Origin of the sequence: Actinomadura fulvescens, assembly GCF_039533225.1 — a bacterium.
GTDB classification, from domain to species: Bacteria; Actinomycetota; Actinomycetes; order Streptosporangiales; family Streptosporangiaceae; genus Spirillospora; species Spirillospora fulvescens.
Window position 1 is genome coordinate 695,733 of sequence record NZ_BAAATD010000001.1, and the last position, 20,626, is coordinate 716,358.

The 20,626-nt window shown below is 66.1% G+C and carries 24 protein-coding genes, 1 tRNA gene and 1 pseudogene; 6 read left to right on the top strand and 20 right to left on the bottom strand.

The features are described 5' to 3' along the window. Positions 1-16 precede the first annotated feature (16 nt). Positions 17-472, top strand: a complete 456-nt coding sequence (locus ABD333_RS03225; protein ID WP_344537491.1) for a hypothetical protein — start codon at positions 17-19, stop codon at positions 470-472. Here the strand turns inward: ABD333_RS03225 and ABD333_RS03230 are convergent. Then, positions 469-801 carry a YtxH domain-containing protein gene (locus tag ABD333_RS03230; RefSeq protein WP_344537493.1) on the bottom strand — a complete coding sequence of 111 codons (333 nt, stop codon included), beginning with the start codon at positions 799-801 and terminating at the stop codon, positions 469-471. The two genes, ABD333_RS03225 and ABD333_RS03230, sit on opposite strands and share 4 nt — an antisense overlap. Before the next feature lie 326 nt (positions 802-1,127). Between ABD333_RS03230 and ABD333_RS03235 the strand changes: the two genes are divergently transcribed. Beyond that, a tRNA-Asn gene (locus ABD333_RS03235) sits at positions 1,128-1,200 on the top strand. 89 nt (positions 1,201-1,289) lie between these two features. Here the strand turns inward: ABD333_RS03235 and ABD333_RS03240 are convergent. The 16 genes from ABD333_RS03240 to ABD333_RS03315 all read right to left on the bottom strand — a co-directional run bounded on the left by ABD333_RS03240 (position 1,290) and on the right by ABD333_RS03315 (position 15,035). Then, positions 1,290-2,486 (bottom strand): tyrosine-type recombinase/integrase, encoded by a 1,197-nt coding sequence (locus ABD333_RS03240; protein ID WP_344537495.1) that lies wholly within the window; start codon positions 2,484-2,486, stop codon positions 1,290-1,292. A gap of 226 nt (positions 2,487-2,712) precedes the next feature. After that, positions 2,713-4,704, bottom strand: coding sequence for a DUF3987 domain-containing protein (locus ABD333_RS03245; RefSeq protein WP_344537497.1), 1,992 nt, complete (start codon positions 4,702-4,704; stop codon positions 2,713-2,715). 420 nt (positions 4,705-5,124) lie between these two features. Next, complete coding sequence (locus ABD333_RS03250; RefSeq protein WP_344537499.1) at positions 5,125-7,455, bottom strand: DNA translocase FtsK; 2,331 nt, start codon at positions 7,453-7,455, stop codon at positions 5,125-5,127. Next, positions 7,455-7,814, bottom strand: a complete 360-nt coding sequence (locus ABD333_RS03255; protein ID WP_344537501.1) for a hypothetical protein — start codon at positions 7,812-7,814, stop codon at positions 7,455-7,457. The genes ABD333_RS03250 and ABD333_RS03255 overlap by 1 nt, the downstream gene beginning before the upstream one ends. An 83-nt stretch (positions 7,815-7,897) precedes the next feature. Next, the gene (locus ABD333_RS03260; RefSeq protein WP_344537503.1) at positions 7,898-8,209 is read right to left on the bottom strand and encodes a hypothetical protein; all 312 of its coding nucleotides are present in this window, start codon (positions 8,207-8,209) and stop codon (positions 7,898-7,900) included. Between the two features lie 2 nt (positions 8,210-8,211). Beyond that, entirely contained in the window at positions 8,212-8,601 is a 390-nt protein-coding gene (locus ABD333_RS03265; protein ID WP_344537504.1) for a hypothetical protein, read from the bottom strand. Beyond that, positions 8,598-9,323: a hypothetical protein gene (locus ABD333_RS03270; RefSeq protein WP_344537505.1), complete on the bottom strand. Its 726-nt coding sequence runs from the start codon at positions 9,321-9,323 to the stop codon at positions 8,598-8,600. Before ABD333_RS03270 ends, ABD333_RS03265 begins: the two co-directional genes overlap by 4 nt. A 224-nt stretch (positions 9,324-9,547) precedes the next feature. Then, positions 9,548-10,003, bottom strand: a complete 456-nt coding sequence (locus ABD333_RS03275; RefSeq protein WP_344537506.1) for an ATP-binding protein — start codon at positions 10,001-10,003, stop codon at positions 9,548-9,550. Then, on the bottom strand, positions 10,000-10,479 hold the full coding sequence (locus tag ABD333_RS03280) for a Pycsar system effector family protein (RefSeq protein ID WP_344537508.1): 480 nt from the start codon (positions 10,477-10,479) through the stop codon (positions 10,000-10,002). Before ABD333_RS03280 ends, ABD333_RS03275 begins: the two co-directional genes overlap by 4 nt. Further along, positions 10,476-10,883, bottom strand: a complete 408-nt coding sequence (locus tag ABD333_RS03285) for a hypothetical protein (protein WP_344537510.1) — start codon at positions 10,881-10,883, stop codon at positions 10,476-10,478. Before ABD333_RS03285 ends, ABD333_RS03280 begins: the two co-directional genes overlap by 4 nt. After that, positions 10,880-12,256: a hypothetical protein gene (locus tag ABD333_RS03290; RefSeq protein WP_344537512.1), complete on the bottom strand. Its 1,377-nt coding sequence runs from the start codon at positions 12,254-12,256 to the stop codon at positions 10,880-10,882. Before ABD333_RS03290 ends, ABD333_RS03285 begins: the two co-directional genes overlap by 4 nt. After that, positions 12,253-12,723 (bottom strand): hypothetical protein, encoded by a 471-nt coding sequence (locus ABD333_RS03295; RefSeq protein WP_344537514.1) that lies wholly within the window; start codon positions 12,721-12,723, stop codon positions 12,253-12,255. Before ABD333_RS03295 ends, ABD333_RS03290 begins: the two co-directional genes overlap by 4 nt. Continuing rightward, positions 12,723-13,577: a hypothetical protein gene (locus ABD333_RS03300; protein WP_344537516.1), complete on the bottom strand. Its 855-nt coding sequence runs from the start codon at positions 13,575-13,577 to the stop codon at positions 12,723-12,725. Before ABD333_RS03300 ends, ABD333_RS03295 begins: the two co-directional genes overlap by 1 nt. A gap of 100 nt (positions 13,578-13,677) precedes the next feature. After that, positions 13,678-13,827 (bottom strand): hypothetical protein, encoded by a 150-nt coding sequence (locus ABD333_RS03305; RefSeq protein WP_344537517.1) that lies wholly within the window; start codon positions 13,825-13,827, stop codon positions 13,678-13,680. Between the two features lie 68 nt (positions 13,828-13,895). Next, positions 13,896-14,111, bottom strand: a complete 216-nt coding sequence (locus ABD333_RS03310; RefSeq protein WP_344537519.1) for a helix-turn-helix domain-containing protein — start codon at positions 14,109-14,111, stop codon at positions 13,896-13,898. Between the two features lie 138 nt (positions 14,112-14,249). Then, the gene (locus ABD333_RS03315; protein WP_344537521.1) at positions 14,250-15,035 is read right to left on the bottom strand and encodes a GntR family transcriptional regulator; all 786 of its coding nucleotides are present in this window, start codon (positions 15,033-15,035) and stop codon (positions 14,250-14,252) included. 80 nt (positions 15,036-15,115) lie between these two features. On the opposite strand from ABD333_RS03315, the gene ABD333_RS03320 reads away from it, so the two are divergent. The 3 genes and pseudogenes from ABD333_RS03320 to ABD333_RS03330 all read left to right on the top strand — a co-directional run bounded on the left by ABD333_RS03320 (position 15,116) and on the right by ABD333_RS03330 (position 16,603). Continuing rightward, on the top strand, positions 15,116-15,544 hold the full coding sequence (locus ABD333_RS03320; RefSeq protein WP_344537523.1) for an NUDIX hydrolase: 429 nt from the start codon (positions 15,116-15,118) through the stop codon (positions 15,542-15,544). A gap of 243 nt (positions 15,545-15,787) precedes the next feature. Then, positions 15,788-15,970: pseudogene (locus tag ABD333_RS03325) on the top strand (helix-turn-helix domain-containing protein); the annotation flags it as partial. Next, positions 15,971-16,603: a hypothetical protein gene (locus ABD333_RS03330; protein WP_344538874.1), complete on the top strand. Its 633-nt coding sequence runs from the start codon at positions 15,971-15,973 to the stop codon at positions 16,601-16,603. A gap of 24 nt (positions 16,604-16,627) precedes the next feature. Here the strand turns inward: ABD333_RS03330 and ABD333_RS03335 are convergent, their stop codons facing one another. After that, positions 16,628-17,044 (bottom strand): hypothetical protein, encoded by a 417-nt coding sequence (locus ABD333_RS03335; RefSeq protein WP_344537525.1) that lies wholly within the window; start codon positions 17,042-17,044, stop codon positions 16,628-16,630. A 790-nt stretch (positions 17,045-17,834) separates the two neighbouring features. On the opposite strand from ABD333_RS03335, the gene ABD333_RS03340 reads away from it, so the two are divergent. Beyond that, complete coding sequence (locus ABD333_RS03340; RefSeq protein ID WP_344537527.1) at positions 17,835-18,965, top strand: restriction endonuclease; 1,131 nt, start codon at positions 17,835-17,837, stop codon at positions 18,963-18,965. Here ABD333_RS03340 and ABD333_RS03345 read toward each other — a convergent pair. Both ABD333_RS03345 and ABD333_RS03350 read right to left on the bottom strand, forming a co-directional pair. Next, positions 18,962-19,444, bottom strand: a complete 483-nt coding sequence (locus ABD333_RS03345) for a hypothetical protein (protein ID WP_344537529.1) — start codon at positions 19,442-19,444, stop codon at positions 18,962-18,964. The genes ABD333_RS03340 and ABD333_RS03345 overlap by 4 nt on opposite strands. A gap of 514 nt (positions 19,445-19,958) precedes the next feature. After that, a complete protein-coding gene (locus ABD333_RS03350; RefSeq protein ID WP_344537530.1) occupies positions 19,959-20,144 on the bottom strand; it encodes a hypothetical protein in 186 nt (61 codons plus the stop codon). Between the last annotated feature and the right edge of the window lie 482 nt (positions 20,145-20,626).

Consider the following 20,626-nt stretch of genomic DNA (forward strand, 5'->3'; position numbering starts at 1 on the left):
CGCCTACGCTCGGAGCATGCGCCCGCCCGTCGACCTCGAACGCCGTGAACGCGTCCTCACCCACGCCCCCACCCGCGGCGGCTCGCACGTCGTCGCCACCACCACGGCCCTCCACATCCCCCGGGCCGAGGGCGGCTTCCTGCGCATCCCCTGGGACCGCATCGACCAGGCGACCTGGAAGAACGGCCACCTGCACCTCAAAACCGCCACGGCCGAGCACCACGTCGGCCTCACCGCCCCGGGCTCGGTCCCCGAGACGGTCCGCGAACGCGTCACCGCCACGATCGCGGTCAGCCACCAGGCCAGACTGCCGCACGGCGGCGGCGTCCGGATCGCCGGTCGCCGCCCGGCGACGGGCGGCGACATCCGCTGGACGTTCGTCTTCGACGCCGGCCTGGATGCCGACGACCCGGGGTTGCGGGCCCAGGCCGAGCAGCTCCTGGAAGACCTGCGCCGCCAAACCGGCCTTTAGCTGACCGGCTCGCGCCGCGGATCCTCGTACTCCGCCGGCGCCGAATCCTTGTGCAGCTTGTGGCTGACGGCCTGACCGGCCTTGTCGGCGATCTCACCGCCCTTCACCTTGGCCGCCCCGGCGAGCTCCTCGCCCTTGGAGCGCAAGACCCCGGCGGTCTCCTGAACGGTCGGGTTCTCAGCGAGCCTCCGCGAGGTCCGCTTGAGCTCCTCGTACCGCTCCCGTCCGGCCCGCGTCCCGAAGACGTAGCCGACGACGAGACCCGCCGCAAACGCTGCGCGGTACTTCATGTCCACCCCCCAGTGGTCCGGCTTCGTGCTGCCACCCATACCCAAGAACGATGCACCCAGTCCTTACCTCCTCCCTGCGGGACCGGGCCACACCACCGAACGCCCCTTGGCCCAGCAGCCTGAAGGCACGGGCCCCCAGCAACACGGGGATCTCGGCCGCTGACCGCATCCCCGTGGCCGAGGCATCCGGGCGCCGCTGTCTGACCACGTCGCCGTGAGCAGGTAGAACAAGCCTCCCGCGCCGCCTGAGCCCTCGCGCCCCCTGCAAGTGGCTCGCTGACCAGGAGTCGCCCCGGCACGAACAGGTCCCGGGATGCGCTAATCTAGACCCGCTGGCAGGGCGTGAAACCCCTGACGAGCACCAATCCCGCGTAGCTCAATCGGCAGAGCAGCCGGCTGTTAACCGGCAGGTTATTGGTTCGAGTCCAATCGCGGGAGCTCAACCACGCCCCCAAAAAGCGCAGATCAGGCCCGTATCCCCGCTGGGATGCGGGCCTGATCATTTGAGCGAGTACCAAAGTGAGTACCTAGGACGTCCTCACGGTGGCGGGGAAGATCCGGTCCATGGCCGTGGCTCCGTCCTGGATCACCGGCCGAATCTGCTGCCGGTAGACCTTCTCGGTGACCTGCGTCCCGCTGTGGCCCACCAACAGTGCGATCTGATCAAGGGACATCCCGTTGTCGGAGAGCAGCGACACGAAGCTGTGACGCAGCTCACGAGGCGTCCAGTCCTTGGCCACGAGGCCGGCCGGCCCGATCACCTCTGTGCGGAACGCCCTCAGGACGGCCATGGCTCCCCGAACTCTCCCGTCCGGATCCGGAAACACCAGGGCGCTCGGCTGTGGCGGCTCTGGCGTGCTCAGCCACAGGTCCCGGAGAGCGATCACGCATCGCTCTGGGAGCTTGAGCGTGCGACGTGACTTCTTGGTCTTGGTGTCGCTACGAGCTCGCACGGAGCGCCAGACGTAGACAGCGAACTCCTCGTGGTTCCAGCTCGTCTCGTGGATGGGTCGCCATGCCTTCCGGTTCTTGTCGTACGCCACGACATGAGACCAGTCGAGCTTGCGGAGTTCTTCGGTCCTTGCTCCGGTGAGCAGAGCCAGGATCACGTATTGCCGCATGTCGGACCGGGCTTGCTCGGCGGCTTCGAGAACTTGCACCGCTTGCGTGAAGTTCAGCGCCTTCGAAGGTCTGCCGGCGCGCTTCCCGGTTGGGACTTGGCAGAGCTCGACGACGTTCCGCGTCACGCGCTCGTCACGGCGCATCACGCGCTCGACAGCACGACGCAGCACCGAACGGACTTCACGCAGAGACTTCGTGCTGAGAAACTGGGCCCGGTCCTCAAGCCAACGCTCGCAGTCATCGGCGGTGAACTCGCGGACGGTCAGTTCGCCCAGTTGCGGAACGATGTGGTGCTTGGCGAGGCTCTTAGCGTTCTTGACGGTCTCCTGATCGCGCCCCATGAGCCCGTACTGCAGGAAGCCTGCAACCGCTTCGGCGATGGTGACCTCGGCGGTCGTCTTGGGGGCTTGCTTTTCCTCCCGCTTCTTGAGGCTCTCCTTGAGCTTGTTGAGTGCTTCCGTCTGCGTCTTCCCTCTGCCTCGGACGACGATCCGTCGTCCGTTGGGGCGGTAGCCGACAGTCTTGGACGCCACCCACCGTTCGCGGGACGCGTCCCAGCTCAAGCCGCCCTCGCCGTGGGCCCGCCGTGGCTTGCTGCTCATGGGGCCTCCGCTTGCTTGGGGGAGAGGTGCTCGGCCATCGGTACGTTCCTCCAAGGTGATCGTCACTGTGGGTGATGTGAGCTGGGGTGCTCGGGCGAGGCTCGGGCGGCTGCAGGCATGCAGGAAATGCAGGAATATTGATTTCTCTGCATTTCCTGCATGCCTGCAGGGGTTCGGGTGGGCTCAACCACCCAGGTCAGGTGACTGTGCGTAGCGGCGCTGAGGTTCATCGCGGAGCCTCTTCGGGCCCGCTGTGCGCGTCGGGATGGAGTTCGTAGAGGACGGCGCGTGCGCGGCCCGGACCGCCGTTGCGAGGCGGTACGGGCAGGCGCCGGATCCAGCCGTGGGCCTCCAGGACGCGCAGCCCAGGGTCAAGGTCGACGACCTTGCGGAAGCGTGGTCGTAGGGCTTGTACGGCGTCGCCGGCGGTGAAGCGGTGGGTGCCGGTGCGGACGAGCCAGTCACGGATGGCGCGGGCGTCGGCCAGGTCGGGGTCGGCGCCGATGAGGTCGTAGGCGGCCTGGGCGTGGGCGAGGAAGTAGTCGCCGATCTGCCGGGCCGAGGCGAACGTCGCGGCGGTGATGGGCCGACTCCAGGTGCCGTGATGGTGTTCGGCCAGATGCAGGAGGCCAGCGATGCGGACGACGGCGCCGGGGAACTTGCCGCCCCAATCGGGCATGTGCGCCAGGTCGTTTCCGGGGCGGTAGCGCGGTTCGGTTTCGCGCAGCAGCTCCAGCACGGCGGTCGTGGCGGAGTCGGTGAAGGTGAGCGCGATCGGTTCGGTGAGGGCGTGTAGCCGGGTGATCAGGTTGGTCAGCGAGGCGGCGTAGGTCTGGGCGACCTGGGCGGGAACGAGGTCGGGGGCGTTGTCGCGGTAGCCGAGCAGTGAGGCAGGGACCGAGTAGAGGATCCTGCCGAGCAGGCCTTGTCCGCGGAATTGTGGGGTGTCGGCCAGTCCGGTCAGTACGTCGGGTTGGGTGCAGATGCCGAGGGTGACGTGTGCCGATTCGATGATTTCCGAGGGGCGTCCAACGCGGTCGATGCGCATTCCTTCGCCGGCGTGGCCGTGTTTGAGGACGGCGAAGTTCGGGGCGCCGCTGTAGCGGCCGGCGGCGATGGAGAAGATCTCGCCCTCCGGTGACAGGACCGCCATCCGGCCGCCTTGCTGAGCCAAGAGCGAGGTCAGGACCTCCGGTGTGGCGTCGTCGGAGAACAGCCGCGGCTCGGCCGGTATCTGCAGGTCTTCTAGGCGTTCGGCGGCGATGCGGGCGTCGGCCAAGTGCTGTTTGCGAACGATGGCGTCGATGGCGTTGATCGCGGCTTTCTCGGCCTTCTCCATGTCGGCTTCGGCGACGCGCCGTTGCAGGGCGATGTCGGTGATGAGCGGTTGGGCCTGCTCACGCAGGGCTGCTTCGGCGGCGCGGATGGGGCCGGTCATCGCGGCGAATACCTCGGATTTGCGGTTGCCGGGGCCGAGGGCGATGACGGTGAAGATGTTGGTGGGCTCGCGCCAGCCGCGCGCCTGGACCCACACTTTGCCGCTGGCGGCGACTGCGAGGACGGCCAGTGCGAGGCATCCGGCCAGATCGTTGGGTGTCTGGGTCTGTTCGGCGAGGCGGGCCGCGTATTCGGCGATCCAGTCCGGCAGCATCGGCAGCGGGAAGCTCGGCAGGTCGCGGGCAGCTTCCAGCGGCGTGGGGGCCAGCCAGCCGCGGACGTGGGTGCCGGTGATGTCTTGGACGGTGTCGGCGACGGCGCCGCGCAGATCGGTGGTGTCGCCGTCGGTGGCCTGGTGGCCGAGCTGGGTGAGGCGGATACCTGTGATCGCGACGGCGCGGGCGTAGGCCAGATCGGCCAGCCGGTGGGCGTAGTAGGTGACCTGGGTGGACGAGACCGTTTCGCTGATGAGCGTGTGCAGGTACGGGCCGCCGCCCACCTTGCCGAGCTGGCGCGGCCCGAGTTCGGCGGCGACCGCGGTTGGCTCGCAGGGGTCGCCTCGGTCGGCCAGGTTGCAGATCGCCTGCCAGATCACTTGATGGGCGGGCCGGTAGAACTCGGTGCCGTCCAGCACTTCGCGGGCCTCGGCCACGGCGCGGGCGGACAGCATCATCGCCCCGAGCGCCTGTTGCTCGGCGCTGATGTCGTGGGGCAGCGGCCGAGCCGAGTCGCCGGGCTCGCCGTGGCCGCCGTCCAGAACGCGCAGCGGTGGCTTGCTCACAGGACGGCCACTCCTGGGAGGACAGGCCGGTCCCGTCGCGGTGCCGGCGAGGCGGGAGCGCTTGGAGCTTCCATCAGTCCTCCGAGAGCAAGAACGGATCAGCCGCGAGGCTGTTGGCTATGAGGCGGATGTGACTTGGCGAGCCGAGAGAGGCCCGGACCGCCACGGGGTAACGGTCCGGGCTGGATTCGATAGCTAGATCGAGATGGGCGGCCGCGTGACAGGCAGGGGTGTCACGGGCGGGGGCTGGGGGAGGGAGTCACAGGTCAGAGGCGGTGTCACGGCCGTGACAGGCGCCCGTGACAGGTGGCGTGGCACCCGCGTGACACCCTCCCGTGACAAGATCAATATCGGGTGCGAGCGCGGTCCCACGCGCAGCCGTACACACGCGAGAGGAGCCCGCGGCCACCGGGTGGCGGATCATGCGGCTTGGTTGAGGCCGGGGCTGTCGAGAGGCGCCAAGTCGATGACGGTGAACGTGGTGGTGGCGCCGGTCTTCTCACGGCGCAGTACGCCGTCGTCGACCAGCTCCCCGAGCACCTTGTAGGACCACGGCCGCTTGGTCCCGGACGCCTCGCGGATCTTCTGGAACTCCGGATCGCTGGCGGTGAAGGTGGGCCGGTTGGTCGCGGCGCGGTGGCGCAGCCAGTCGTGCACCAGGCGGCGCGCGGCCTCGGGCGACACCTTGGTCCCGTCCTCCTCGGGAGGGGTTTCCAAGACGTCGTCGGCGCCGGGCTCGGTGATCGGGTCGTCGGGGCCGGCGGTGAGGTCGGGCGAGGGGTCGTCGGTGCGGACGTGCTGGCTGACGGCGTCGCCGTCGGCGCGCAGCTGCTCCAGGACCTCCTGCGCGGCCTCGGCGTCGGCGGGTACCAGGACTGGTCGGCCGGTGGCGTCTTCGGTGGTCTGGGGGCCGATGATGCCGCGGCGTTCCAGGACCTCCAGGACGCGCAGGCAATCGGCGTGCGAGAGCCGCAGCTTGCGCTGCAGCATCGCGGTAGAGGCGTGCCGGGCGGTGACGACCAGCTCGGCCGCCTCGGCCAGCAGCTCGGTGAACCGCTCGTCGCCGGCACCCTCGCGCGGGCCCTCGACGGCTTCGGGCTGGCTCTGGCCGACGCCGTGGCCAGCGTTGGTGTGGTCGGCATCGGTGCTGGCGGCGGGCATCGCGATCGCCGCACCGGGCCGGGCCGCCGAACCGGACGGGTCGGCGAGGCGGGCGGTGAACTCGTCGGCGTTCTTGGAGGCCGCGGGGAAGGCGGCGGCGTGGGCGCGCATGTTGGCGTTGGCTTCGTTGTCGGTCTTGCCCCAGGCGTAGGTGCGCATTGGCATGGCGTAGTGGGTGGCGCGGATGCCGGGGGCGTCCAGGTAGGCCATGCCGGGCTGGTGGTTCTCCCACTGCTCGGGGGCGACGCCGGCTTTGCGCTGCCGGTCGCTGGTGCCGAACTTGGCGTCATCGTCGTCGGCCAGGCCGAAGCACATCTTGGCCATCTGCGACCGGATCAAGGTCGGGACCTGGGTGTAGTCGGCGCGCTGCAGCGAGATCACCACCGAGCCGCCCGCGGACCGGATCTCCTTGATGATCTCTTCGAGCTTGGTCTGATCGGCCTCGCCCAAGGCCTCGTACAGCTTGGAGTACTCCTCGATCCACAAGAACCAGTACAAGAGCCCGCAGCCCTTGGTCCACTTCTGGAAGCCGTGCGCCGACAGCCACTTGGTGCGCTGCGGGATCTCGGCGTGCATGCCGCGGATCAGGTCGACCGCACCGGCCTTGGTGGTCTCGAACCGGTGCAGACCATCGCGGACGGGGCCCAAGGTCTGCTCATCCTTGGAGATGTCGATGCCAAAGGTTCCGGTGTCACGGCGGGAGATGATCTCGGCGAGGTAGTTCCACGCGCCGCCGATCGACTTGCCGGACCCGATCATGCCCATGATCTGCAGGTGGTGGCCGATGAAGGGGTGCAGGACTTCGCTCATGTCCTGGTACATGCCGGGCCGCAGCGCCTCGGCGATCGACCCGCCGGGCCGGTAGGGGCCGGGCCAGGGCAGCGGTCGCTTCATCACCCGCGGGTCGGAGAAGGTGACGTGCGCCTGGGAGGCGTCGTCCTCATCGGCGGCGACCAGCACCGAGCCGGGCGGCAGCCTCATGCCCGATTCGATGTAGGGCGCGGTCTTGATGGCGTCGTCGGCGGTCTTCTCCCCGGCTGGCAGCGCCAGCTTGCCCCTGATCTTGTAGTCGTCGACCTCGGTGGTGCGGACCTTGGCGCCGGAAAGGCCGAAAGAGTCCTTGGCCTTGTCGAACAGGAACGACAGCGGGTCGACCGAGCCGCCGTCCAACGATGGCGTCTGGCGGATCACCGCGCGGATGTTCCATGCCACGGCCAGGGTGCCGCCGCCGAAGAACAGCATCCCGAGGGTGACCTGGGCGGCGATGCCGGTGATAGTGGCGATGGTGAACCACAACCCGCCGAACAGGGCTGTCAGCGTGGAATGGGCGCGGCCGAGCAGCCCGCGCTGATGGGACACCGCCCAGGTCACCCCAGTCATCACGACGGTGGACAAGGTGGCTGCCATGGTCGCCCACGTCACCGCGGGCGGTTGTCCCCACTTGGCGTGGGAGATCGCGGCGATGACCGTGACCAGGCCCAGGACGGCCCACGGCGGCACCATCACCCCGATCTTGGAGACCGCGGCGACGATGATGCGCTCGACGGTGGCGTCCTGGGCGATCTGCAGCGTCTGTGTCTTGCGTGCCATCAGAGCTCGACCTCTCCGGTGTGCTTGCGGGGCTTGTCGATGTCGATGAACTGGCGGCGGTACTCGAGGTTGAACTTCACGGCCTCGGCGGAGATCCCGGTGCACAGGTCGCGGGCCTGGCGCAGGTGGCGCGACACCCAGCGGGCGCGCACGTAGACGTTGACGTGCTGCAGCCGCGGATGCTCTTTGAGCTTGCGCATCGCGCGTTCGGCGGCGCTGGCGTCGGCGTCCAGCTGGCGGCCCAGGTCGCGGCCGAGCTGCTGGGTTTCCTTGGCGTAGGCGGCGATGTTCTTGCCGACCTTGCCGCGGAAGGTGATGGCGCCGATCCTCTCGATGCGGCGGACTGCGGACGAACCCATGACGGTCACCTCCAAGAGTCGTGAACAGGGCAGACAGGCGGCGGCCGGGTGCCGCCGTAGGTGTGAGCGGCACCCGGCGAGGGTCAGCGGCCGAGGAAGTGCTTGCGGTAGGCGCCGTGGAAGCGGCGGCCGTGCGACTCGATGCCGTCGGCCATCTCCTGCATGCGTTTGAGGCGCTTGGCGATCTGGCGGGCCTTCCATTTGGTGTCGACGCCCACCAGGTACCAATGGCCCTTGAGCGAGGCGATTGCGGCCTCGGCCTCTCCGGCGGCCAGCTCCAGCTCGAACTTCCACTGGCGGCCGAGCTCCTCCAGGACCTCGCCGTAGTCCAGGAACGCCTCGCCCAAAGAGCCTCGGAACTCGATCCACGCCAGCTCATCGATGTGGTTGGCCATCGCTACGCCGCTCCTCGTTCATCAGGGGTGAACACGTCACTGACCACCTCGCCGTCGACTACCTCGCCGGCGAGAGGGGCGTCGCTGACAGGCTCCTTGCCGTCGTCGAGGAGGTCGCCCAGGACGTAGGCGTCGCGAACGCGAGCGCGGATGACCTGGTAGCGGTCGGTGATCGTGTGGGCCAGGCTTCGCAGCCTCGGCCCCAGCGGCGCGATCCCCGTCAGCGCGGTGACCTGCTCATCCAGCCAGGCCGCGAACATCGCCAGCACAGCCCATACGCCGCGCAGCACCCGAACCAGCCGCGCCCACACGCCCGGCCTGACCGCTCGGCGCGGACGGGGAGGCACTGCGGTGAGCATGGTCAACGTGCGGGACGCCGAACGGCCGCTCACCGGTCAGCCCTCCGCGCGACGCGGGCGCTGATCTGGACCGGCCAGACCCACCGCAGCACGAACCGGGTCCGTATCCACATCACCGCGCAGAACGCCGTCGAGATCGGCACGGCCAGCGCGATCCGTTCCGGCCACGACGTCACCAGCACGCTCGCCGTGATGAACACGCCGATGGTGAAGAACACAGCCGCGATGAACGCCCGCCCGCTCGCTTGGGGGTCGGCGGGCCGCTTGCCGGGACCGTGCACATGCAGGTGCTGCTCGGTGTCGGCGACCTGTTCCAGCAGCCCGGCCGCGACGGCGCCGAGCTGCTGGTCAGCCAGCACCGCCAGACGGCCGATGAGCATGGCGCGTTCACCGTGGCCGCTGGCTCCGGCCAGCTTGAACCAGGTGTCCTCATCGTCGTCGACCGGGAACGAGGTGCCGGGGTGGCCGATGACGGCGCGCTCGGTCCAGGCGACATGGCGTAGCAGGGAGGCGCCGGCTCCCAGGCTGATGGACATGGGGCGCCTGTGCTGGTCCTCGTCACGGCCCCAGACGCGGGTGTGCACCGCGGCCAAGTCGTCCAGCAAATCAGCGGCGTGCTCCAGAAGCTCGGCGCGAGTGTCGGAGTCGGCGACCACGTGCAGTTCGCCGAGCGCGTGGTCCAGCGTCCGCGACAGCGCCTGATAGCGGCGCCGGTCGCCCGCCCGGTCCCACCGGGCGAACATCATCTCGATCATGAGCTTGACCTCCTCAAAGGCCAGGAGAAAGGGAAGAGTCGGGGGCCCGGTCGGGGCCGGGCTCAGGTAGCCCAGCGACCGCGGCCGGGGTGTGCTGTCGGCACCGCGGCCCGAGCACGTACGGCCGCACCGCGTCGGTGCCGCCGCACGCGCCGCTAGCCGTAGACCAGTAGCCACACACCGCCGCCAGCAGCCGCGGTGTGCCTGGCCGCGCTCGCGGGGCATCACCGCTGCTGACCGCCGTCATGGGTGCCGTCGGCGGGGTGGGGCAGATCGACTGACACGCGTAGGCCGCCGGACGGGACGGCGGTGTACTGCACGATGCCCAAGGCGGCGCAGATCCACAGGCCGCGGCCACTTTCGCCGCCGCCCAGCAGGACCTGAGGGATGCCGGAGCCGCCTTGGTCGACGACTTCCACGTGCACCTGTCCGCTGGCGACCGGCCTCACTTCCACCACGACGCGGTATCTGCCGCCCGGTCGACCCGAGGCGGTGTGGCGGGTGGCGTTGGTGGCCAGCTCGGACACGCACGTCAGTGCGTCAGATACCAGCTCATCGGGTACGCCCGCGCTCGCCAGGGCCTGGCGCGTCCAGCGCCGCACCTGGGCGACCGTTCCGGGTTCGCCGAGGAAAGCGGCCTCGTAGTGCTGCGGAGCGTCGTACTGCTGGCCGGGGTTCATGCGAGCACCCCCGCGACCAGCGCGGCGAACGTCAGGACCAGACCCGTGGTGAGCAGGTCGACGGCGCGTTGCACGGCCTGGTACTTGGTCCGCGCGAGGCGCGACAACACGATCAGCTCGGTGGTCTGGTGCGCCTGTTCGCCGTACTCGCTGCAGGTCAGCAGTGCCCGGCGGACTTCGTCGCCGGTCATGAACGCCCAGCGGCAGAAGCCCGTGGTGCCCAGCCGTGGTCGCAGCACCTGCGTCAGCAGCAGCACCGCGGCCGCCGCTAGCGCCAGACCGGCACTCACCAGCAGCACCTTGACCGGCCACGGGTTGTCGGCGCCCGCCTGGGTGACCAGGAACGCCAGGATCGCGCCGGCCAGGCTGGTCAGCGTGGCCACCTTGGTGTCGATGCGGGCCAGCTCGCCGCGCACCGCCAGCAGCTCGCCCTCCAGCAGCGCGCGGCCCGGCACCTGCGTACGGGAAGTGCTCATCGCGCCTCACTCCCGCTCACCCGTACGGCCACGGCCAGGCCCTCGGCCACCACCGCGTCGGCGACGGCGCCTGGGGCCGGCTGCAGGCCGATCTCCTCCAGGTGACCGGCGATGTAGGCGATCGGCGCGACCTCGCCGCACGCGGCCGCGGCCGCAGCCGCGCGGGCGTGCGTCAGCAGCTCGACGTACGCCACGTGCAGCTCGACATACGAGGCACGCGAAGTCTCGAGATTGCGCGACAGCGCCTCGGCGTTCTCGCGCAGCGCCGCCTCCTGCTCACGACGCGCCCGCAGTTCCTCGCGCGCCTCGCGCAACTGGCGACGCAGGTCCAGGTCGGCCGGCGAACCAGCCACACCAACGTCCTGCCCGTCCTGCCTGATGGGGGCATGGCGAACGATCGTCATCGCCGCTCACCTCCCACCACGGACAGGCCAGGGCGCGTCGGCACCGCAGAATTCGGAAGAGACTCCCTGACCTGGCGGTCCATCTCGGCGAGCTGCTCGCGGTACAGGTTCTGAATCCGGCGGGCCCGGTCGAACCCGAGGCCAAGAGCGCCCTGGACCCGGCGGATCGATGCGTCCTCGGGCACCTCGCCCTTGTCGATCGCCCTCACCAGGCGTTCGACGTGATCGGCGTCCGTCGACGGGCGCGGTGCGGGCTTCGCGCTCTTGGGCACAGGGACACCCTTGTTCGGGCGTCGTCGGCGCGCCTTCGGGCGTGGCTCGCGGGGTGCTTCCGCCTCCCGTTCTTCCTGCCGGTCATCGCCGGTTCGTGGAGCCGTCGTGTGGTCTTGTGTCGGCGCCGGACGCACGGTGATCGGCAGCGTGGGACGCTCCTCGCACGGGACCGGCCACACGACCGAGGCGGGCTTGTCCGCACTCCCGGGAGGGCTGCCGGAGGAGATGTCCGGGGCGCCTTCGGGAGTACTTGCCGGAGGGCTCGTCCTCGCTGGGCTCGTGGATGGACGCAGGTCCATCGCGGCGAGCCGAGGGACGTCCTGGCCGTCCTTGTCGCGCCACGGATCGGCCTCGGTGATCGACCTGTCGATCACGCCGATCAGGTGCGCTGCCACGGCCGCGCCGACCGGGCCGATCGCGTGCGCGAACGCCGCGCCGGCGACCGCCCATACCGACACGGGCGAGCCGTCGCCGGCGGGCACGGCCGCTACCAGGTTGAGGAAGATCGAGGTGGTCAGGCAGCCGATGCCGATCTTCTCGGCCGAGTCCGCGAGCCGACCACCCGAGGCGGCCAGACGGGCACGGACGATGATGATCCAGCACACGGTGCCGATCAACAGGGACTCCAAGCCCCACAGTACCCACCACACCGGACTGCCCGGTGTGACCGACATCAGCCGGGCCGCGCCCTGCTGAACGCCCGTGGTGGACCAAACCCCGAACCCGACCAGAACCGGGATCAGAATCACCAGGTTGCGCGAGCGCAGCCGGTCCAGACGCAGCGCGCGAGCCTCACCGGACCGCGCCATCACCGACCGGATCCGCGTACGCTCACCCGCCGCACGGAAGTCCCGGTACATCCGAGCCAACTCGGCCTCGGCACGAAGGTCGGCCTCACGCTCGACGCGCGCCAGCTCGGCGAGCCGCGATTCCTCGGCCACGTCCGCACGAGCCCGCTTGTGACCGGCCTCGGCACGCAGCCGCGCCAGCTCGTCCATCCGCTGCGCATCCTGCAGCTCGCGGCGGCGCCTCAACTCGCCGCCCAGCTCGTCCGCTGACAGGTCCGGACCGGACTGCCGCTCGTCCACACGGGACCTCATGCCAGCACCTCCATCGCCTCACGCGCGTGGGCACCGGACCGCAGTCCGGCGATCGAACGGGGACGTACGCCGCACAGCGGGCAGCGCCGAGCCGCTCCGCCCTGACGCTTGAGGGCACGCTCTCGGCGGCGGTCGCCCGGCCACAGCCGCGCCAGCCGCCACTCGATGCCGGCGTCCTGGACGACCTGCAGCAGGCGGGCACCGGACCCGGCCTCGTGCCGAGCCAGCCGTCCGGCCAGGTCACGGGTCCATCCGATGTAATGCCGGGCGTGCTTGTAGGGGCGGGCGAAGTGCAGCAGGTACACCACGCCACCCCGGCAGGACCGGCACAGCGGGAACGCCTCGGGCACACGGTCGGCCAGCATCACCAGCGCCGCATCGCAGCCCAGCAGGCTCAACGCGACGTCGCACGCCAAGCACGGCGCCCGCCCAACCTTGACCGGGACGGTGAGGAGAACAGTGCTCATCACGGCCGCCTTCCCTCGCCCGCGGCGAGCGGGACGACGGTGCCGCCGATCAGAGCCGTACCGGCGTCCAGGGCATGGCCGTCGCACATCAGACCGCCGTCGCCGTGCTGATCGGTCACCCGCCAGCGCACCGGCTCCGGACACGGGACCGAGCCGCGGTCGTAGTCCCAGCGGCGTCCGCACCCGGACCGGCGGCACCAGGAACGGCCGCCGGTGCTGGTGAGGGTGTTGCCGTGCTCAGGGCACACCGGCCACAGAACGCGGCACGCCTCGGCCGGCACCGCCGCGATTCGCTCCAGACCAACGGCCGTCTCGCGCAGATCGCGCGAGACTTGGCGGGCCTGCCCGGCCGCGTCCGGGAGCCGGAAGCCGGCCCGCCGCACCAGGTCGCCCTCGGTGAAGGTGTCCACCGGCCGTGCGGCCGGGGCGTCATCTGGTGCCGTTACCGACTGGAAGTCGGCGCGGGCGAGTTCGATCAGGTGGGCCAAGCCGTCGGCCACCGAGGCGATCGACCGCATCCGCTCCGGCGAGACCCGCGTGCCCGGGCCATCGCCGAGGGGCAGTACACCGCCCTCGGCGTGACACCATCGCTCGGTGCCGGCGTAGGACTCGGTGCCGGCGCCACAGACACCGGCGTTGCCGATCGCCCACGCGTCGAGTTCCTCGACCGCATCCAGCGCGGCCCGGAAGGCCCGCGCCGGACCGAACCCGGCCCCGGTGACGTAGCCGCGCCAGTCGCCGTCATCGGCGAGCATGTCGACCCCCGCGGCCTCGGCGGTACGGTCGGCGCTCGCCAGATGCATCAGCGCCGCCTTGACGTGACGGCCGATCTGCCGCGCCTGATCGACGCGCATCGCCGTCGAAGTGTAAGAATGAGAACTCATCGGGTTGGACCTCCTAAGGGTCCGATCAAGGCCCTCGTCAGGCGGTTGCGTCGCCATGACGAGGGCCGCCTTACGTCTGCGAGCTCTTGAAACGCACCTGCAGATAGACGCGCACGTTCTGCGAGGCGCCACGGCACGGGTACGCCGACGACACCTCCACCACCTCGAAGACCTCGGCCAGAGCCTCCGCACCGGCCGACACCTCCTCCGGCAGCCCCATCAACCGGATCCGCAGCCCCAACACAGGCCCCGAACCGGTAGGGGAGTGAGCGTGGCGCTCACGCGCCATCAGCCGGCCTCGCGTTCCAGCAGCGCGATGTACTCGGCGATCGCTGAGCCCGGGATCCGACGCGACCGGCCCTCGCAGACCGAACGCAACCGCCCCGAGCGAATCAGCTCGTAGATCACGCTCCGAGACAGCGAGAGCAACTCCATCGCCTCGCTGACCCGGTACAGCCGTACAAGCGGCGCCGCATCCGCGGCGCCCGAAATCGTGACGGTCATCAGTCGAAGACCTCCCAGAACCTGATCGGCTGTCCGCCGACAGGCCTCGTGATGTCCGCTAGCGTCCGACAGGACAACTAGACGTCTAGAGGAGTACGTCTGCGACGGTGACACGGCTCCTCTAGACAAGTCAAGCCTCTAGCGGGCCGGGAGTTCGTAGGAGAGGACGTAGGCGTCGCTCGACATGATCGTGTCGCAGACCTCGACAGGCCGCCCAGCCTGGTCATACGCGGTCCGCACCAGGTGGAAGACTGGCACGCCGGGCGCGAGCTTCAACGCCCGAGACTCGTCACGTAGAGGCATCCGAGCTCGGATCTCCTCGGTGAAGTGGTCCAGCCGATGGCCGAGCTCCTCCAGCCGTGCGTAGATCCCACCGGGCCCACTGTTGGGCTCCATGATCTGAGATTCCTTGGCAATCGACGCCGGAATGTACGAGGTGGCTGTCTCCACAGGGTGCCCGTTGAGCAGATACCTGCGAGCTCGAACGACGACCCGATCCTCACCACTCAGATTGAGCTTCGCCGCCACATCGGGCGACGGCTCGCTCTCGGTGATCTCAATGGAGTCCACCGAAGGCTTCACGCCGGCGCCTTCGGCTTCGGCGATGAACGCGGCCTTGCCCTCCTCGCGATGGTGACGAGCGAACCGATCAGAGGCCAGGCGCCTAACAGGCGGCCGCGACCGCACGAAGACGCCCTTGCCATGCTCGGCCACGGTCAAGCCCTCACTCTGCAGAATCTGAAGGGCGTGACGCACCGTCATCCGGGCCACGTCGTAATGCGAGATGAGCTGGCTCTCCGACGGAAGCCGTTCGCCCGGAGAAAGGTCTTTCCTGTCGATTGCTGCACGGAGATGGTCCGCGATCTGCTTGAAAACGGGCCGGTCGCTCGTGGGATCCAGCTCTGGCAACCGCAGCTCGCTCACGCGCGGCCAACTCCTCAACTCGTACGTACGTGTACTAGCGTGGAGTCTAGTAGCTGGACCTGCTCAAAGGAGCTTGCGTGATGTCCGACAGCCGCCACTCCGTCAGCGTGGCGGGTGTCATCGTCGACGACCAGGGTCGCGCCCTCCTGATCCAACGCCGCGACAACGGCCACTGGGAGGCACCAGGCGGCGTCCTGGAGCAAGACGAGGACATCATCACCGGCCTCCGCCGCGAGGTCCAAGAAGAGACAGGCCTAGACGTCACCCCCATCGCCCTCACCGGCGTCTACAAGAACATGTCCCGCGGCATCGTCGCCCTCGTTTTCCGTTGCAAGGCCGAGAACGGGACTCTCCAAGAGACTAACGAGAGTTCGGCATTCCGATGGGTCACAGCGGGTGAGGTTATCGAATTAGCGGACGAAGCCTTCGCTATCCGCGTAGTGGACGCGCTAACGAACCACGCCAGCGTGCCAGTCCGCCAACATGACGGAGTTCGCATGCTTCCCTGAATCTGGTGTGAAAGTACTTCGCGTGGCTTGCCGGGCCAGAACCAGTCTCGGCAATGAAGGGGAGCGTCGGTACCTGTGACTGGTCTCCTCAAGCTCGCTCTGCGGGACGTGATCACCAACGTACGTCTCTCACTTCGAACTCAATTATCACAAATGACACAACAGTACCTCGTGTCAAATAAGCAACACAGGCTCGTGTACTCTCGATGAATCAACTGCATCAGTCAGTTATTAGGAGACTCGATGGGGTCAGGCGAGAGACCACTGAGCGAGGTTAGATTCTTTACTGTTGCTGAGGTTGCCGCAGTAATGCGGGTGTCGAAGATGACCGTTTATCGACTCGTCCATTCCGGGGAACTCCCTGCAATTCGGGTAGGTCGTTCATTCCGAGTGCCGGAACAAGCTGTACACGACTATATTAGCGATATGGGTCGCATCTCCGTTAACGCAGGTGCAGGATACGGTGGCCCTATGCTACCGGAGGAACCTCACATCACAGGTCTAGAGAACGAATCCGAGTTGGCCGAAGAAAAGCGATCGCCTCCGGTTCAGGTAGACATATACCTGGACACGGACGATGATCGCATTATTCGTCGTGTTGTAGACAAATTCGATAGTCTCGTAAACTTTCTTGGTTACGATGGACCGTTCGACTCTAACGAGATCCGAGGATCGTTCATTCGACGCTCATGGGCATCAATGAAGCTGACGCTGAATCCAGCCGAGTTGAGGAATCGATCCTTCAGAGTAGAGCGAGCGCTAGAAGCTCACATGCTTGCCCCCAACCAAGCTGTAACGGATGCGGAGGCGGCTAGGGCCATAGTTAGTCTCTTTCAGGCCTTGGCGAATGTGCCCAATGCTTGCCTTAAGGCAGGGTCTATCGTAATTGTTAAATACGAAGTCAACGGGAGTGCCGTCGCGTTTGCGCGGCAGTTGTCTCCGAAAGAAATGCGAGCCTGGGAAAGGTTTCCGGAAATCCATCGCGACCCCAGCAGTGTTTTTGATGCCTTGGCTATGGCGGTGGCCAGACTCGATGATCAGCAAGTTTCAGGCCATTGAGTCAGGGGTGGAAGCATGTAGGAACTAGCTCCTGATAACCCTTCCCTTCTCGTCTCGTTTTCGTGGGACGGCATCCAGATTGAGTCCCGCAATACCAAAGATAGCAAAGAATGTCGCCGGAAGCAGTGACACCAGCCACCACTCGCCGCGAAATGCCAATGCAGCTATGGCGGCGCCGATAAGCAGGAATGCTGTCGCCAGTACTATGCCGAACAGATCGCGCCTCAATTCCTTCTCGTCTTCCACGTGTTGAAGTATCGCGGCTTCGGCTCGCTTAAGGAGTACCTCTTTAGCTCGACTATCATCAGGAAGCAAGGAATAGATGTCCAATTCCTCCTTTATTGACTTCCATGTTCCGCCGTGAGTGCGTTGGATTTGCCAGATTACGCCTACGAGCCCTATCACGGAGATGAAGATCCTGGAGGAGATATCCCAACTCATAGGATGGATACTAGGGTCAAAAAGGGAACTCCAGGATCGTCCGAAGGTGTCAGGCCGGACCCGGCCAACCTCGCGCCGAGCGTCCCGTGGATCACGTGGGGTGAAGGACACACCCGAAGTAGCATCGCGCTCCCTCGCAAGAACCGGAGGGCTCTCGCATCCACCAACTGCGTGACGGCGAACTCAAGCGGTATCGATTGAAAAGTCTATGAGCGGCTGGGTCGTGCCGGCGACCATCCTGGTCCTTCCTCCGAAGCTTGCCCGTTTTCGATCGAAGAGCCAACGGCCGATCCCTCGATCTGACTGTGCGCGAGTTCGACACCGGCGATCGCCTTCTATCGAGCTCCAAGCTTCGAGCTGCTAGTGGGCGAGTGAGAAAGCGTCAGTGGGGCGTGCTGGGCGTGTCATGCTCCGAGCGCGGAAGGTGTGATGATAGCCAACCGCCTGGCATCCGCCGATCTTTCTGATGCCAGTGAAAGGTGCCTTGGTCCGGGGCCGGCCGGTATCGGCGTTCATATCATAACGCGCTGCGACGCTGGATTGCTCGGTACCTGGTTGAAACGCAGGAGTCCTGCCCGCGCCGGTTCCATGGCTCCGCCTTAGTGCATCGACGGTAGTGATTGAGCACCCCTTGTTTGGCTGGGCTACTGTCGCCAGCCAACCAAGGACTAGAAGTGCCTTGTGGCTAAGCTCATAAACGCCGTTTATCTGACGATCAGCACGGTCCTGCTGTTCCGCTCAACTGCTTTAGCCTGGGCTTCAGAGTTCGCCGTTACTACGCTATCGAGGCGTGAAGCAGCAGGATAGGTTACCCGCAAGGCCGGAGGACGCTATGCTTGGAAGCGTGCCTGTTAACCCCGCAGGGAGCATCCAGTGCAGCTCCGCGGAGCAGACCTACTCCCCGCTGTTTGACGTCTTGATCGCAAACGGCAGAGAAGTATCTGGCGAAAACCTTAAGCTTGGTGATCGTGTCCTCCTGAATGGCTCAGAAAAGCCGCGAAAGGACTTCCCTCAACTTCGAGGCCTGGCTCGTAATCGAACTTTGATCGCGGCAGACATAAAGTCCCTTTGCCTTCGCGCCGGAAAGTGCCCATTTTGTGGTACGCGATACGAGACAAACGAGATGGGAATGCGGGATGCAGATGATGAACTCCCGGCCTTTAGGGTGCTGACGAGCTTTAGTTTCTGTAGGGCTTGTCGGCACTGGGAACATCTTGAATGGCGAACTGAGACTTATGATGCCCGAGCCTTGCTCTATGATTCTTATCATATCCAGCTAACGCAGTCGAAAGAGCGAGAATTTGAGACTGTTGCTCCAGAGGGAACACTAGCCGAAATTGGGCAATGGTTTCGTAGGCTTCCAAAACTCTACAATAGTGTAGAGCCGAGATATCTTGAAAAGCTTGTTGCAAGAGTATTTGCAGCGAGCGGCGAGTACTGTGAAGTCGTCCACGTCGGACGACCAGATGACGGCGGGGTCGACGTCGTACTGGTGGAAGGTGAGGATACGAAGATACTTGTCCAAGTAAAGCGCAGAGAGCACCCAGAATCGGTCGAATCTGTAAGTACGATCCGTAACCTGCTGGGAACGCTAGTGCTCGAAAGTTCGAATCGCGGAATTGTGGTATCCACTGCCGACCATTTTTCCTATCGTGCCCGGCAAGCGATTGGCCGCGCTGCAAAGTCAGGTTTTATTGTCCGCCTTGTCGACCGAAGGGCTTTCGACCTTCTGCTAGCAGGGAATATTCCGAAAGCGCCATGGTCTGCAGTTCTGGCGAAGATGGAAGCAGAGCGTCGTGAGTGGTTCGGTGAACCAGATGCTGGGATCGAGTTCGAGCCAGGGCCATTGCGCAGCAAATGGCACGGAGACTCTCCGCCTATCCCGTTCGACCCGAATCAAATACCGCTGTTCGATATCTAGCGCAACTTGACTTTCGGCAGGGTAATGCGGTGTCCACGATGCCTCATTATCAGTGCCATCCGCACCATGATTGAACTGTGTGAGTCGAGGAGAAAATTGTGCTCCCACTCCGCAAGGCCGATTGTTAGTAGGCGAGAGATCTCAATCGTGAGGCGCAGTGTGCTCGCCAATTCTTGATCAGAGCTTTCATTCAATCTTTCTATACTCAGAGTTTCGATGATGTCAATATATTCCCCAAGACCCTCTTCAAGCTCCTCTTGAATTGCCGAATAATCCGGGGTGAAACGAGCATACTCTTTAGTCTGGGTGCTGAGGAGATAGCGTCGCCATCGCTCCAGCAGATTGATAGCAATCTCGGTCAGGTCGCCTGGAGTCGTGGCCATGTGTGACTCGCTTTGATTTTTGGGTTCACTAGGATGACGTCTGAAGGTCGGTTCGTTGCGGGAGGTTGTAAAATCAACTGAAGGCAGTTTAGTCATCCATGCGGATCGCTGCGCCTAGTTGATGCCGACTGTCCTGATGTCGTCGACTGGTTGGCCTGGCCGGGCTAGCCTGACGGACTGCCATACGATGCAGGCGCATCGCATGGCCTTCACTGGACCCCGGTGAACCTGTGGTGATTCGTCGACGACATGGCGACGACATGGCGAAGGCGTGGCCAGAAGGTGTCCGGCGCAGTGCTTGCCATTGCGGCGCTCGGGGTCTTCAGTACTGCCGAAGAACGACGCTGTGAGTGACCTCCGATGCCCTCACCTGCCAGCTCGTTCGCGCGGCAGTGAGTAGCAAACCGAGTAGCAACCATGGTGGACGCAGGCGAACGTACCTGCATGCATGCGGCCACGGGATGTCGGTTGGCTCGTCGGGCAACCTGGCTCGAACGTGTGTGCTGTCCGTTCGAGTCCAATCGCGGGAGCTTCTCCACGCCCTGCAAAAGCGCAGCTGAGGCCCCCACTCCGATCATGGAGCAGGGGCCTCGATCCGTTCCGGGGAGCCTCACCCCGCCTCGTTCCGATCGGGCTGGAAGATCCGATCCAGACCCTGGTCTCGGAACAGCTCTCCGGCGCGGTGCCGGATCTGCGTCTGGTCGGCCTGCTGCTCGACCGCCAGCTGTGGCAGAGCGAGGGTATGACGGGACTTCTTGGTGTCGCCACCGGCCTGCACCGAACGCCAGACGGCCACATACGGGGGAACGACCGAACGAGCGTCCGCATCAGATCGACACTAGCCCAGATGAGGTCGCGCGCCGCTTCGGTGCGCATGCCTGTCAGCACGGACACGATGACCTACGCGCCGAAGACCTCGCCATCACGGGCCTTGAGGACCGCCATGGCCTGCTCCATAGTGAGGACGCGGCTCGGGTGACCGAGCTGCTCGGTGCGAGGTCTCGCAGAGCGCGGAGACGTTGCGCCCGACCAGGTCGCGTTTCTCTACCCAGCGGATCGAGCGGGTGAGCCTGGCGGACTGTCTTGGTGGCGAGACCCTCGGCGAGGTCGTCAAGCCACAGATCGACATGTTCGGCCCAGAGCTCCTTGAGCCGATGGATACTAAGTGCGCAATCCGAGTCCGAAGAGTCCGCTCAGCCTTAGAGAGCTTCTCAGCGAGCTTGGCTCGCCTTCGCCATTGCTCGCCGTGTTGACCCGGGGGGCGACCCCTGGACCCCC